The sequence below is a fragment of the Mesorhizobium sp. P2_F7 genome (assembly GCF_056403695.1).
In genome coordinates this window covers 1-13,193 of the sequence record NZ_JBFUFA010000010.1, presented here as the reverse complement: position 1 = coordinate 13,193, position 13,193 = coordinate 1, and the positions used below count along the sequence as shown (strand labels likewise).

12 protein-coding genes are annotated in these 13,193 nt (G+C 63.9%); 6 read left to right on the top strand and 6 right to left on the bottom strand.

Annotated features, from left to right (window positions below; translation table 11 throughout):
* Both AC1DZ8_RS25455 and AC1DZ8_RS25450 read right to left on the bottom strand, forming a co-directional pair.
* Positions 1-789, bottom strand: a complete 789-nt coding sequence (locus tag AC1DZ8_RS25455; protein WP_477300967.1) for a CoA-transferase subunit beta — start codon at positions 787-789, stop codon at positions 1-3.
* Positions 786-1,643 carry a CoA transferase subunit A gene (locus AC1DZ8_RS25450; protein ID WP_477300969.1) on the bottom strand — a complete coding sequence of 286 codons (858 nt, stop codon included), beginning with the start codon at positions 1,641-1,643 and terminating at the stop codon, positions 786-788. Before AC1DZ8_RS25450 ends, AC1DZ8_RS25455 begins: the two co-directional genes overlap by 4 nt.
* Positions 1,644-1,761: 118 nt before the next feature.
* Between AC1DZ8_RS25450 and AC1DZ8_RS25445 the strand changes: the two genes are divergently transcribed.
* From AC1DZ8_RS25445 to AC1DZ8_RS25425, 5 genes are all read left to right on the top strand, one after another.
* On the top strand, positions 1,762-2,532 hold the full coding sequence (locus AC1DZ8_RS25445) for an IclR family transcriptional regulator domain-containing protein (RefSeq protein ID WP_477300971.1): 771 nt from the start codon (positions 1,762-1,764) through the stop codon (positions 2,530-2,532).
* 118 nt (positions 2,533-2,650) lie between these two features.
* Complete coding sequence (locus AC1DZ8_RS25440; RefSeq protein ID WP_477300973.1) at positions 2,651-3,739, top strand: Gfo/Idh/MocA family protein; 1,089 nt, start codon at positions 2,651-2,653, stop codon at positions 3,737-3,739.
* Positions 3,740-3,796: 57 nt separating this feature from the next.
* Complete coding sequence (locus AC1DZ8_RS25435; protein WP_477300975.1) at positions 3,797-4,711, top strand: sugar phosphate isomerase/epimerase family protein; 915 nt, start codon at positions 3,797-3,799, stop codon at positions 4,709-4,711.
* An 18-nt stretch (positions 4,712-4,729) separates the two neighbouring features.
* Complete coding sequence (locus tag AC1DZ8_RS25430) at positions 4,730-5,824, top strand: fatty acid desaturase family protein (protein ID WP_477300977.1); 1,095 nt, start codon at positions 4,730-4,732, stop codon at positions 5,822-5,824.
* 74 nt (positions 5,825-5,898) lie between these two features.
* Positions 5,899-6,702 carry a 3-methyl-2-oxobutanoate hydroxymethyltransferase gene (locus AC1DZ8_RS25425; RefSeq protein WP_477300979.1) on the top strand — a complete coding sequence of 268 codons (804 nt, stop codon included), beginning with the start codon at positions 5,899-5,901 and terminating at the stop codon, positions 6,700-6,702.
* On the opposite strand, the gene AC1DZ8_RS25420 is transcribed toward AC1DZ8_RS25425, so the two are convergent.
* Both AC1DZ8_RS25420 and AC1DZ8_RS25415 read right to left on the bottom strand, forming a co-directional pair.
* Positions 6,703-8,211, bottom strand: coding sequence for an HAL/PAL/TAL family ammonia-lyase (locus AC1DZ8_RS25420; protein WP_477300981.1), 1,509 nt, complete (start codon positions 8,209-8,211; stop codon positions 6,703-6,705).
* On the bottom strand, positions 8,208-9,209 hold the full coding sequence (locus AC1DZ8_RS25415) for an ornithine cyclodeaminase family protein (RefSeq protein ID WP_477300983.1): 1,002 nt from the start codon (positions 9,207-9,209) through the stop codon (positions 8,208-8,210). The genes AC1DZ8_RS25420 and AC1DZ8_RS25415 overlap by 4 nt, the downstream gene beginning before the upstream one ends.
* A gap of 119 nt (positions 9,210-9,328) precedes the next feature.
* On the opposite strand from AC1DZ8_RS25415, the gene AC1DZ8_RS25410 reads away from it, so the two are divergent.
* Positions 9,329-10,762 (top strand): DHA2 family efflux MFS transporter permease subunit, encoded by a 1,434-nt coding sequence (locus tag AC1DZ8_RS25410; RefSeq protein ID WP_477300985.1) that lies wholly within the window; start codon positions 9,329-9,331, stop codon positions 10,760-10,762.
* A 381-nt stretch (positions 10,763-11,143) separates the two neighbouring features.
* On the opposite strand, the gene AC1DZ8_RS25405 is transcribed toward AC1DZ8_RS25410, so the two are convergent.
* The gene (locus AC1DZ8_RS25405) at positions 11,144-12,031 is read right to left on the bottom strand and encodes an amidohydrolase family protein (protein ID WP_477300987.1); all 888 of its coding nucleotides are present in this window, start codon (positions 12,029-12,031) and stop codon (positions 11,144-11,146) included.
* Positions 12,031-13,193, bottom strand: a 1,163-nt coding sequence (locus AC1DZ8_RS25400; protein WP_477401823.1) for a vWA domain-containing protein, incomplete at its 5' end; no start/stop codon positions are given. The genes AC1DZ8_RS25405 and AC1DZ8_RS25400, both read right to left, overlap by 1 nt.

Genomic DNA, 13,193 nt, shown 5'->3' with positions numbered 1-13,193 from the left:
TCATGCAGCCTTTTCTTTTCCGCTTCCCTCGTGCGCCGCCTTGGTGCGGGCCTGCAGGTCACGCAATGTCGACAGCTCGAGTTCCGTCGGCGCCGGCGTTTCGTCAAGCGCCTCGGCGAACTTTACGATCCAGCCACAGCTGTCCTGCACCTGCCGGCGCGTGACGCCGGGATGCAGCGACACGACGGTGAATTCCTTGGTTATGGGGTCCGGCTTCCAGATGGCGAGGTCGGTGATCAGCAGCGTCGGCCCAGCGGTGTCGATGCCGAGGCGCTGGCGATGATCGCCGCCGTCGCCATGACCGAAGGAGGTGAAGAAGTCGATCTTCTCGACCATGCCGCGCTTGGACTGCGCCATGGTGATGTAGATTTCCTTCGACGAGGTGGCGATCTCGGGTGCGCCGCCGCCGCCGGGCAGGCGGGTCTTGGGGTGCGCATAGTCGCCGATGACGGTGGTGTTGATGTTGCCGAACTTGTCGAGCTGCGCGGCGCCGAGGAAACCGATGGAAATGCGGCCGCCCTGCAGCCAGTAGCGGAACATTTCCGGCACCGAGACGGTGGTGACGGCCGTGTCGCAGAGCTCGCCGTCGCCGATCGACAGCGGCAGCACATCAGGCGCGGTGCCGATGGTGCCGCTTTCATAGATCAGCGTGATGTCGGGCGCATGCGTCAGCCGCGCGACATTGCAGGCGGCCGACGGCGCGCCGATGCCGACGAAGCAGACATCATCGTTCTTCAAGGCGCGGCTGGCGGCAATCGTCATCATCTCGTTGGGGCTGAAGCCGCTCATGCTGCGCTCCTCAGACGTTCGACGCGGGCCGCGAAATCGTCCGCCGTGCGCTCAAGGACATTGGCCTGCATCCAGGCCTGGAATTTCTCGCGGTCGGCGGCGATCTCGTCCCATTCGAGATAGGCGGCGTTGTCGCGTGCATAATAACCGTGCGTGTAGGAGGGATGCGAGCCGCCGGGCACGACGGATATGGCCGCGATGGTCCAGCGCGGCAGCACGGTGAGGTTGGGGTGAAGATCGTCGAAACTGTCGACCACTTCCTCGACCGTCACCACCGCGCGCTTGGCCGCGAGCACGGCTTCCTTCTGGATGCCGACAATGCCTTCGACCAGCACATTGCCTTTTTTGTCGGCCTTCTGCGCATGGATGAAGGTGACGTCCGGCCGTATTGAAGGAACAGCCGCCAGCACTTCGCCCGTGAAGGGGCAGGTGACCGATTTGATGTTCGGATTGACTGCCGCCAGCCCGGCGCCGCGATAGCCACGGAACACCGCGCAGGGCAGGCCGGCCGCACCCGCCTCATAGGCGTTGGCCATGCCGGCATGACTGTGTTCCTCGATCTCGATCGCTCGGGGAAAGCCGTTCTCGATGGAATCGCGGGCGCGCCGCAGCAGGCCGACGCCGGGATTGCCGACATAGGAGAAGACGATCTTCTTCGCCATGCCCATGCCGATCATCTGGTCGTAGATCAAGTCAGGGGTCATGCGGATGAGGGTGAGGTCGCGAAACCCCTGGCGGATTGCTTCATGCGCCGCCGCCGTCGGGATCAGATGGGTGAAGCCTTCGAAGGCAACCGCGTCGCCATCGTGCAGGTTATCGGCCACAGCCTGTTTGAGCGGCAGAAACTTGACCATCGCAGGGGAACTCCGAATAGGAAAAAGTTCGTATTGCGAACATTTGTTTTGTATGAGATACTTTTACGTCAAGTCGCCATGTCGAGTCAATGGCGACGCATTGTTTCGCGGAGGCCACATGGACGACGAGGCAACGACGCGCGACCATGTCGGTTCGCTGGAGCGCGGCCTTGCAGTCATGGAGATCCTGGCCCGGCATCCGGCCGGCATGACGCTGACCGAGATGGCGGAGGAGGCGGGGCTGACCCGCGCCGGTGCGCGCCGCTTCCTGCTGACGCTGACCGCGACTGGCTATGCAACGCAATCCGGCCGGCAGTTTTCGCTTTCGCCGCGCCTGCTCACCGTCGTCCGCACCTGGCTCGGCGGCGCCTCGCTGTGGACATTCGCGGCCCCGATCATGCGTGAGCTGGCGGGCCAGTTTAATGAAGCCTGCAACGCGGCCGTGCTGTCGGGCGAGGAGGTCGTCTATGTCGCGCGTATACCCGGCCGTCGCATCCTCAGCGTATCACTCGACGTGGGCACCAGGCTGCCGGCGCATTGCACCTCAATGGGGCGCGTGCTGCTTGCGGGGCTTGGTGCGGATGAACTGAAGGCCTTCCTTGCCGAAGCAAGGATCGAGCGGCGGACGCCGAAGACGATCACAAGTCGCGCAGCACTAGGCAAAGCGATCGACGCGGCGAGGGCGGATGGCTTTGCCATCGTCGATGAGGAACTGGAGCTCGGCCTGCGCTCGATCGCCGTGCCGATCTGCGACCGATCCGGGCGGACGGTGGCGGCAATCAACATGTCGACCCAGTCGGCGCGCTTTTCGGTGGCGGAGATGGAGCGGGATATCCTGCCGGTGCTGCGAAAGGCCAAGCAGCGGGTTGAGGAATTCTTCTTCGTCTGACCGACGCGCGAACTGTCCGAAGCCTGGCGCTGCCATGGTTCTGATGGGAATTGATGGAGCAGACCTTGGCTGATCGGCCGGCCATGGCGTTATATCCTGTCCTCCAGGGGAGGAATGGATGGCAGGCCAGGGTTTCGAGCCGGATGTAAGGGTTCGCACCAGCGAATACCGGATCGGCTGCATCGGCGCCGGCATGATCATGGCCGAGTGCCATCTCGCCGCCTATGCGCAGGCGGGCTTTCCCGTGGTGGCGATCGCCTCGCGGACGAAGGCCAGCGCCGAAAAGGTGGCGAAGCGCTGGGGCATCCCGACCGTCCACGACACGCCGGAACAACTGATCGAGAGTACTGAGGTCGAAATCGTCGACCTTGCCTTTCCGCCCGACCAGCAGCCGGCACTGATCCGCCATGCGCTGAAGCAAAGGCACATCAAGGCGATCCTGGCGCAGAAGCCACTGGCGCTGTCGGTCGAGGAAGCGGTCAAACTGCGCGACGAGGCAGCCAGGTCCGGCAAGATCCTCTCGGTCAACCAGAACATGCGCTACGACCAGTCGATGCGTGTGCTGAAGCAGATCATCGACAGCGGCGCGCTGGGCGACATCGTCTTCGCCCAGATCGACATGCATGCGATCCCGCACTGGCAGACTTTTCTTGCCGGGTACGACCGGCTGACGCTCGCCAATATGAGCGTGCATCATCTCGACGTCCTGCGCTTCCTGTTCGGCGATCCCTCTGAAATTACCACGCTGACGCGCAAGGACCCGCGCACGGCGTTCAACCATTCCGACGGCATCACCGTCTCGACGCTGCACTTTCCCTCCGGCGTGCTTGCCGTGTCGCTGGAGGACGTCTGGTCCGGCCCGCGCCAGGAAGGCTATGAGGACGACCAGCACATCAACTGGCGCGTCGATGGCACCAAGGGGGTCGCCAAGGGCACGATCGGCTGGCCGAAGGGCGTGGCCTCGACCCTGACCTATGCCTCGACCGAGACGACCGGCGGCAAGTGGGTCACCCCGAGCTGGGAGACGATGTGGTTCCCGCATGCCTTCATCGGCGTGATGGAACAATTGCAGCATGCGGTGAAGACCGGCACGCCGCCGGCGCTGTCGGTTGCCGACAATGTCAGGACGATGGCGCTGGTCGAGGCGGGGTATCGCTCGATGGCGGAAGGCCGCACCGTCAAACTGTCCGAGATTTCGATCGATTGACCATCTTGCCGCCGAATAGCGTTGCGGCTGAATCGCTTACCGGGAGGAGTTCACATCATGATGCAGGCAGGGATCTTCACCGGCTATTTCCCCTATGAGCTCGCGGAGTCCGCACGGCGCATCCGCGCGCTCGGCTTCAACACGGTGCAGCTCGATCTGCATTTCAGGGATATCGACCTGTCAGCTGGGCAGATCACCAGGGACAAGGCGAGGGTCGTGCGCGACACATTCCGCGACCACAATCTGCCGGTCTGCTGCCTCTCCGGCTACACCAACATCATCCACCCCGACAAGGCCGAGCGCGAGAAGCGGGTTGGCTATCTCAAGGAGATCATCCGCAGCGCGCGCGATTTCGGTTCGCCTTATGTGATCTCGGAAACCGGCACCTACAACACCGAATCCGACTGGGTGCATCATCCCAAAAACAAGACCGAGGAAGGGTTCGAGGAATGCCGCAAGGTGATCTCGGACCTTGCCCAGACCGCCTACGACCATGGCGCGGTGTTCCTGCTCGAAACGTATGTCAACAATGTCGTCGGCTCGGTGGAGGAGACGGTCAAGATGTTCGCGCAGGTCGACCATCCCGGCCTTGGCCTGCTGATGGATCCGACCAACTATTTCGAGGCGCACAACATCGACCGCATGGACCAGGTGCTGAACCAGGTGTTCGACACGCTGACCGACAAGATCCGCATCGCGCATGCCAAGGATGTGAAGCGCTCAGGCAGCGACAAGACGGAAAAGCATGCCGATATTGGCGATGCCGACGCGCATGAAGGGCTGACCTTCCGCGGCGTCGGCGAGATCGAACTGCCGGCGCCGGGCCTCGGTTCGCTGAACTACGATCTTTATCTGAAGCGGCTCAGCGAGAAGCACCCGAACATCCCGGTCATCATCGAGCATCTGACCGAGGATGACGTGCCGCGCGCGAAAACATTCCTCGACGGAAAGTTCCGCGCAAACGGGCTTTAAGGACAAGGCGAGACTGCTATGGCGACGGCGGCCAAGACAAAGCGCGATTACAGCCTGGTCGGCGAAAGCACCCGCCGGGCGATCGAGACCGGGCTCGCCTCCGCCGAGTGGTATCACACAGACGTGCCGCGCAAGGCGATAAAGGAGCTGATGCAGCGCTCCGACGGGCCGGCGATCCGCGACACCATCATCTGGATCGCTGCGATCCTGGGCTCGGCCGCCGGCATCGTCTGGTTATGGAGCACATGGTGGGTGGTGCCGTTCCTGCTGGTCTATGGCGTGCTCTATGGCTCGTCGAGCGACTCGCGCTGGCATGAATGCGGCCATGGCACGGCCTTCCGCACGCGCTGGATGAACGATGTCGTCTATGAGGTTGCCTCGTTCATGCTGGTGCGCAATCCGGTGCAGTGGCGCTGGAGCCATGCCCGCCATCACACCGATACCATCATCGTCGGCCGCGACGCCGAGATTGCGGTGATGCGTCCGCCGGATCTCATCAGGGCAGCGCTCGCCTTCACCGGCATCCTCGATGTCCGCTACGCGCTGCCGACGCTGGTGCGGCAGGCGTCCGGCAGATTGTCGGACGATGAGAAGAGCTACATCCCGGAGATGGAGCAGGCGAAGGCGATCACCGCGGCGCGCTGGCACATCGCCATATACGTTGCGACGATCGCTCTCGCGATCGCGCTGGGGTCATGGCTGCCGCTGGTGCTGATCGGCCTGCCGCGCCTCTATGGCAGCTGGCACATGGTGCTGACCGGCCTGTTGCAGCATATCGGGCTCGCTGACAACGTCGTCGACCATCGGCTGAACACGCGCACCGTCTACATGAACCCGGTCAGCCGTTTCATCTACTGGAACATGAATTATCACGTCGAACACCACATGTTCCCGATGGTGCCTTATCATGCCTTGCCGAGGTTGCACGAGTTGATCAAACACGACCTGCCGGTAGCGAACCCGTCGATGTGGCACGCCTATCGCGAAGTCTGGCCGGTGCTTTTGAGGCAGCTGAAATATGAGGACTATTTCCTCAAGCGCGAATTGCCGCCGACGGCGCGGCCCTATCGCGGCGAGTTCCACGAGGTCGATATGTCGGCGGCCGCCGAATAAAGCCACGCCTTCTATCCGGCCTGTTACATGGCCGGTAAGGTGGAAGATAAATTCCAGCAAACTGGGACATCCCGATGAGCCGAAAGAGACCGACCGTCGCCGATCTGCGCGCCATGAAGGGCAGGCGTCAGCTGACCATGCTGCGCGTCTTGACCATGGACGAGGCCGAGGCTGCCGAGCGGGCAGGGGTCGACATCGTCTCGGTGCCGCCGGAGCTGGTGCTCAACCCTGAGTATCGCGATGCGGCGCCGAGCCTGTTCACCATGCCCGGCGAGAACTTTTATGAAATCGGGACGGCGGACGATTTCCTGCGCTGGGCGTTCCGGCTCTACAAGGCGGGCGCCGACGCGGTCTATTGCAGTGCAGGCTTCGCCACCGTGAAGCGGCTGGCAGACGATGCGATTCCGGTGATCGGCCATGTCGGCCTCATTCCGTCGCGCGCGACCTGGACCGGCGGTTTCAAGGCCGTCGGCAAGACCGCCGACGCCGCCATGCAGATCTTCGAAGCGGTCAAGCAGTATGAGGCCGTCGGCGCGCTCGGCGCCGAGATCGAGGTGGTTCCGGTCGAGGTCGCTAGGGCAATCTCCGAACGCACCTCACTGATCATGCTGTCGATGGGGGCGGGCACGGGCTGCGATGCGCAATATCTGTTTGCCGACGATATTCTCGGCCAGAACCGGGGTCATATGCCGCGCCATTCGAAAGTCTATCGCAACTTCGCTGCCGAGTATGACCGGCTGCAGGCGGAACGTGTCGCCGCATTCTCCGAATATGTCGCCGACGTCAACAGCGGCGCCTATCCGGAAGACAAGCATGTCGTGCGCATGGACCCTGCCGAGCTCAGCCAGTTCATGAAAAGGGTGGACGCAAAGAGCTGATTACGCGGTTTCTTTGTCGACCGTCCCGGCGCCTTGCCATGTTCCGTCGGCGAGCAGGGCGTGGAGTACTTCGGCGTCCGCTCCCAGCGGCCGGTCTTCCCTGAGCATTGCCACATGTGCGCGCACCGCGGCATGGATCGTGGCGGTGCCCGGCGCGAGCTTAAGCCCGTCGCGGAAATCGACGGCCTGCGCGGAAGCCATCAGTTCGAAGGCAATCAACCGCCGCCACAGGCCGATCATCCCGGCGCATTTCGACACGGTGAGCGGTGTCTGCGTGGCAACGTCCTCGACGCCCTCGGATACGGCCAGGAAATCCAGCATGACCGGATTGGCCTTGTGGCGGATGCTAGCGAGGATCGCCGCAACCGTCTTCTGCAGCGGCACGAAGCCGGCTGAGGCCCCACCGACCGGCGAAAGATATTTCGGCAGGCCGTTGCGGCCGGAGCCTGTGAGCTGGATGAAACGGGCGGCGCTGGCCGCCGCACACTGGGCGATCGCCAGGCCGAGCGTCTCGAAGGCGAGCGCCAGCGACGTCGTGTGGAAATTGCCGGTCGACAGCACCTGGCCGTCATCGCCCAGCACCAGCGGATTGTCGGCGGCGGCGTTGAGCTCGATCTCCAGCGCCAGCCGCGCCTGGTCGATCGCCTGGATCAGCGCGCCATGGATCGACGGCATGCAGCGGATCGACAGCGGGTCCTGCAAGGTTGTCGGCGCCGCCTCCTCGTCGCGGGCAAGCAGATCGCGCAGGCCCTTTGCCGCCATTTGCTGGCAGGCGGCCGGCCGCGCCAGATGCAGGCGCGGATCGAGGATGGTGCGGTTGGCGCCGAACCCTTCCATGGTCAGAGCGCCCGCCTGCTGCTGTTGCGCAAAGGCGGAGAGCGCGTCGGCCAGCGCCAGCGCGCCGCTACCGGCTGAGACCGCCGAGGCGTTGATCAGCGACAGCCCGTCTTTCGGCGCCAGGCTGATCGGGGCGAGCCGCGCCATCATCAGGGCCTTGGCGGCCGGCATGCGACGGCCCTGATAGTCTGCTTCGCCGTCACCGGTGAGCAGACGGGCAAGGGCAGTCATCAGCACCAGATCGCCGTCGCCGATCGAGCCTAGTCCAGGCATCACCGGATGCACGCCGGCATTGAGCGCGTCGATCAGCGCGGTGAAAACCGCCGGCGAAATGCCCGAACCGCCAACCGAGAACATCGCGGCACGGGCAAACATGGTCGCCCGCACCGCCTCTTGCGGCAGCGGTTCGCCGACGGCGCCGCTGCGTCCCTCCAGCAACTGGCGCTGGAAGGCACTGGCGTCGCCTTCGACCGTGCTGCCGAGATTGGCGCCGAGGCCGGTGTTGAGGCCGTAAATCTTCTGGCCGGACGCGGCGGCCTGGTCGAGCACCTTGCGGGCCTTGTCGAGCCTCTCGATAACGGCAGGCTCGACCTCGACCTTGCGGCCGCCACGGGCAACCGCCGCGACATCCTCGACGCTGACGCCGGCGCCGGTGAGGACGAGCGCGCTCATGCGAAGCGCAGCCTCTGGCCGATGCCCTTATCCGCGGCCTTGGCCAGCATCGCCTTGCCCAGCGCAATATCGGACAGCGACAGGCCGCGATGCCAGAACAGGATCGTCTCGTCGTCGCTCTGCCGGCCCGGTTTGAGGCCGGCGGCAATCTGGCCGAGTTCGGCGTGCAGCGTCTTTTCGCTCAGCCGCCCGGTCTCGACATGGGCGCGCAGCGAACCGAATTTGCCGCCCTTGCACTGGCCCCAGTCGTCGACGACCATTTTCTGCATGATGTCGGTCAGCGACAGCTCCACCGCGCTCATCGTGCCATAGGGCACGACGAACGCGCCGGGCTTGATCCATTCGGTCTTGAGCAGCGGTTGCGGTTCCGAAAGCCGCGAAGCCTCGACGACGATGTCGGCGCCCTTGACGCAGCTCTGCCAGTCGGCGACCGCCGTGACTTTCTTGCCGAGGTCGGCGGAGAGTTTGGCGGCAAAACCGTCGCGGCTTTCCGGGCGGCGCGAATGGACACGGATTTCGTCGAAATCGAACAGATGGTCGAGCAGCCGCACATTCCAGTAGGCGGTGCCGCGCGCGCCGATATGGGCCAGCACCTTGGAATTCTTGCGCGCCAGATGCCTGGCGCCGATGGCGGTGACTGCGCCGGTGCGCATGTCGGTGATGACGGTGGCATCGAGGATGGCGCGCGGTGTGCCGGTGCGCGGATCGAACAGGTTCAAAATGCCGAATTCCGAGGGCAGGCCGTGCAGATAGTTGTCGACATAGTCGCCGACGATCTTCACGCCTGCCGCATCGAGCGGCGCGACGTAGCCGCGCAGCACGTTGAAATGGCCGTGGAAGGAAGGATCGGGTTCGAGATGGACGCGCGGCTCGATAACTGTCTGGCCGTTGCCTTGCGCGACCAGTCCAGCCTCGACGGCGGCGATGATTTCGCCGTCGGTCATCTCAAGGGCTTCGATATCGAGGGCATTGAGGTAGTCGATATAGATCGGCTTCATTTATGCGCGCACTTTCCTCCATCGCCCCGTCCATCCCATAGCAGGCTGCAGGCCGACACGGAAGTTTGTTGGCTAGGCTCTGGACTGGGCCAGCCATATGCTGTTCAACGCGGTTCGTCATGACTGCCGTTCCCGATACCGAAGCCTCGGCCGCAACCGCCAGCAATGCGCGGCGGGTCGCGCTGATCGTCGCCATCGCGTTTTTCATGCAGCTTTTGGATTCGACGATCATCTCGACCTCGCTGCCGCAGATGGGAGACTCCTTCGGCGTGCCGGCGGTGGCGATGAGCATCGGCATCACCGCCTATATGTTGACCATGGCGGTGTTCGTGCCGCTGTCGGGCTGGCTCGCCGACCGTTTCGGCGCGCGCAACATTTTTCTCCTGGCGATCGTCCTGTTCACGCTCTCTTCGTTCGCCTGCGGCTTCTCGCAGAGTCTCCCTCAATTCGTTGCCGCTCGCGTCGTGCAAGGCCTTGGCAGTGCGCTGATGACCCCGGTCGGTCGCATCCTCGTGCTGCGCAACGCGCCGAAATCGGAGCTGCTCAACGCCACGGCGCTGATCACCTGGCCGGCGTTGTTCGCGCCCGTCGTCGGGCCGGTGCTTGGTGGTTTCATCACCACCTATCTCTCCTGGCACTGGAATTTCTTCATCAACATCCCGCTCGGGCTGATCGGGCTGGCGCTGGTCGCCCGCTTCATCCCGGGCGACCGCGAGGCCGACCCCAAGCCACTGGACTGGCCGGGGTTCTTCCTGACGTCGCTGGGGCTCGCGCTGCTGCTCTACGGTCTTGAGCGGATCGCGCATCCTGAGGATGGCGCCTTGCCGACGGTGGTGTTGGTCTCAGCGGGCATTGTCGTAGGCTGGCTGGCGGTACGGCATCTCCTGCGGGCGCCGCATCCGCTGCTCGATCTCGGCGCCTTCAAGGTGCTGACCTTCGCCATCTCGACGCTCGCCGCCGGCACGATCTTCCGGGTGGCGATCAACGCCACGCCGTTTCTGCTGCCGCTTTTGTTCCAGGTCGGCTTCGGGCTTAGCCCCGTCGATGCCGGCCTGATGATACTGGCCTATTTCCTCGGCAATCTCGGCATGAAGACGGTGACGACGCCGACGCTGCGGCGTTTCGGTTTTCGCACGGTGATGGTTGTTAACGGCATCATCGCCTCGGCCTCGATCATGGCCTGCGCGGCGATCTCGCCTGACACGCCGCAGGCGCTGGTCGTGGTGCTGATGCTGATCGCTGGCCTGTCACGCTCGATGCAGTTCACGGCGCTGAACACGCTGGCCTTCGCCGACATCGACGCCGCACAGCGCAGCTCGGCGGCGACGCTGTCGTCCATGCTGCAGCAGATATCGATGCTGTTCGGTGTCGCGGTGGCGGCGGCGATCCTCAACCTGTCGCAGATCGTCAGGGCGCGGCCGGCGCTCGACCTCGTCGATTTTCGCATCGCCTTCGTGGCGATTGGCGCCATCGGGCTGGTGGCGGCGCTGCGTTTCCTGGTGCTGCCGCCCGGTGCGGGCGCCGAGGTTTCCGGGCACGCTCTGAAGAATTGACGTCCGAACTCTTCCGCCACGGAACTCGAATCGGCAAAGGGTTAGGCACGTTTGCTCGAGATCTGATTCAACGACTTGATCCACCGATTCAATAAAGGGAAATGCCATGGCCGCCACAAGACTTCTGACCGATCCCGGGGTCGAAAAAATCCCGGCGACGGGCTCTCGACCGCCGCCACGGGTCAGGCAAGCGCCTGATCCGTGGCGCCCTCACAATGCACGATTCCAAACACACAAGGGGTGCTGGAAGAAACGAGGCGTAGAAAGATCAAGAGCTTTCAGGCGCTTAGTTCTTTAACATAGCGATCCTTCCAACACCCCTCATCCGACCGAGCTTTGCTCGGCCACCTTCTCCCACAGGGGGAGAAGGGAAGACCGCTCTCACACCGGCCGGTACACCTTCTCCGCCGTATTCCAGAAGACATCCGCCTCGGCCGTCGCACCATGCTTGCCCACCGCCGCGCGGTGCGCCTTGATCAGTTCGGCGTGGCTGGTCCAGAGTTTTTCGATCGGGAAGTTCGAGCCGAACATCAGATGGTCTGCGCCCAGTATGTCGATCGCATTGTCGACGATGTAAGCGATCAGTTGCGGGTCGTTGCGGTGGACGAAAGTGCCGAGACCCGACAGCTTGGCATAAAAGTTCGGCGCGGCTGACAGGGTGCGCAGGCCGGCCTTCCAGGCCTCTGTCGTCTCCGGCCCCATGCCGGTCAGCATGCCGGCATGGGTGAGAATGAAATTGGTCTCAGGGTTCTCGCCGACCAGCGTCAGCCCGTCCTTCATCTGGGCGGGGAAAAGCTGCAGGTCGAAGGACAGGCCATAGTCCTTCAGCCGCGCCACATTGGCGCGCACCTTGGGGTCGATGACCTGATCGGCAGAGGCGGCGAAGCGGAAGGCCGGCGTCTCGTGCCAGTGGAGCTGCATGCGCACGCCGCGCAGCAGCGGATATTTTATCAGCCGGTCGATCTGATGGCGCACATCGTCGACCGTCATGTCGGCATAACCGACGATGGCGTGCGGCCAGCCGGTCTCATCAGCTGTCGTCTGCAGGAAGGCGACTTCCTTCTCGAAATCCTCTTTCGCCCAGTTGGTCTGGACATAGACGGCCTTCTCGACACCGGAACGCCTCTGGTCTTCGAGGAATTCCGTGATCGGATAGTCGCGGCGGATCGGCTCGTAAGGGCCGAAGATGCGCGGCACCATCGGGCCGACCAGCCAGGGCTGGTCTTGCTGGCGCCAGATGTGGAAATGCGCGTCGATGGCTTTCTGCATTACGAGACCCTTTTCCAGAATGTCGACGCCGCCGGGGCAGGGCGGGCGAGTGACAGGATGAAATCGGTGAGGCTGCTGAGCGACGAGCCGTCGATGAGATCGTCCAGCGCCGGCAGGATGGCGCGCAGCGCCGCCGTCGCAGGTTGGAAGCGTGGATCGCCGGCGAGTGGCGTTGCCAGCGAAAGCCGGAAGGCGCGGGCGCTCAGGCGTCGTATTGCGGTTTCGAGGTCGGCATGATCGCCGCGCTCCAGCGCGTCCGACAGGATGACCACCGCTGCACCTCGCGCGAAGGCCGAGAAGCGCGGGACAGAGAGGAAGGCGAGTAGCGTCGGTCCCATGCGTGTGCCGCCGTCCCAGTCGTCTACCAATGCCGCCGCTCGGGTGAGCGCCTGGCCGCGGTCGCGGATGCGCAGCGCCGAGGTGATGCGGGTGAGCCGCGTGCCGAAGGTGAAGATTTCCACCCTGTCCGCGCCTTGTACGGCGGCATGCGCCAGCTTGAGGTAGTCCGCCGTATGCAGCTTCATCGAGCCGGAGACATCGATCAAAAGCAGCAGCTTGCGTGGCACCGTCTGGCGGCGGCGAAGCTGCGGCGAGGGGATATCGCCATCGGCGCTGACGATTTCGCTGAGCGAACGTCTGAGGTCGAGCGTGCCGCGCGAACGGGTTCGCACGGTGCGGAAAGAGCGGCGCACGGGCAGTGCGGAGGCCAGCTTGCCGCGGAAGGTCGTGAGACCATCGTCGTCACGCTGGAAATCACGGCTGCTCAGTTGTTCGATCGCCGACGACAGTTCCCCGCCTTTTTCCTGGCGCGGGGGCTGGTTCTCTTCCTGGCGCGTGCCGTGATCGTCCTTGATGCGGGTTTCCTCGTCCTCCTCGCCTTCGATCGAGGGGCTGGCGTCGCCATAGAAATGGTTGCGGAAATGCGCTTCGAATTCATTGCGGCGGTCTGGCGAGGGGGCGAGCGTGGCAAGAGCTGCCTCGCGGATGTCGGACATCGAGCGAGGGCCGAGCAAGGTGACCGCCTGCATGAAGCTGGAGACTTGTTCGGGGGCGATTGCGAAGGCGTGGCGGCGCAGCAGCCTAGCGAAGTCCAGGAACGTTGCGGCGGCACGGGGCAGGTTTTCTCCGCGCATCATTCCTGCGCGCCCCCCTCTGTCCTGCC

Bases quoted from the DNA above. Each gene is read 5' to 3' on its own strand.
- AC1DZ8_RS25455 (WP_477300967.1), bottom strand. From the start codon at position 789: ATGAGCGGCTTCAGCCCCAACGAGATGATGACGATTGCCGCCAGCCGC.
- AC1DZ8_RS25450 (WP_477300969.1), bottom strand. From the start codon at position 1,643: ATGGTCAAGTTTCTGCCGCTCAAACAGGCTGTGGCCGATAACCTGCAC.
- AC1DZ8_RS25445 (WP_477300971.1), top strand. From the start codon at position 1,762: ATGGACGACGAGGCAACGACGCGCGACCATGTCGGTTCGCTGGAGCGC.
- AC1DZ8_RS25440 (WP_477300973.1), top strand. From the start codon at position 2,651: ATGGCAGGCCAGGGTTTCGAGCCGGATGTAAGGGTTCGCACCAGCGAA.
- AC1DZ8_RS25435 (WP_477300975.1), top strand. From the start codon at position 3,797: ATGATGCAGGCAGGGATCTTCACCGGCTATTTCCCCTATGAGCTCGCG.
- AC1DZ8_RS25430 (WP_477300977.1), top strand. From the start codon at position 4,730: ATGGCGACGGCGGCCAAGACAAAGCGCGATTACAGCCTGGTCGGCGAA.
- AC1DZ8_RS25425 (WP_477300979.1), top strand. From the start codon at position 5,899: ATGAGCCGAAAGAGACCGACCGTCGCCGATCTGCGCGCCATGAAGGGC.
- AC1DZ8_RS25420 (WP_477300981.1), bottom strand. From the start codon at position 8,211: ATGAGCGCGCTCGTCCTCACCGGCGCCGGCGTCAGCGTCGAGGATGTC.
- AC1DZ8_RS25415 (WP_477300983.1), bottom strand. From the start codon at position 9,209: ATGAAGCCGATCTATATCGACTACCTCAATGCCCTCGATATCGAAGCC.
- AC1DZ8_RS25410 (WP_477300985.1), top strand. From the start codon at position 9,329: ATGACTGCCGTTCCCGATACCGAAGCCTCGGCCGCAACCGCCAGCAAT.
- AC1DZ8_RS25405 (WP_477300987.1), bottom strand. From the start codon at position 12,031: ATGCAGAAAGCCATCGACGCGCATTTCCACATCTGGCGCCAGCAAGAC.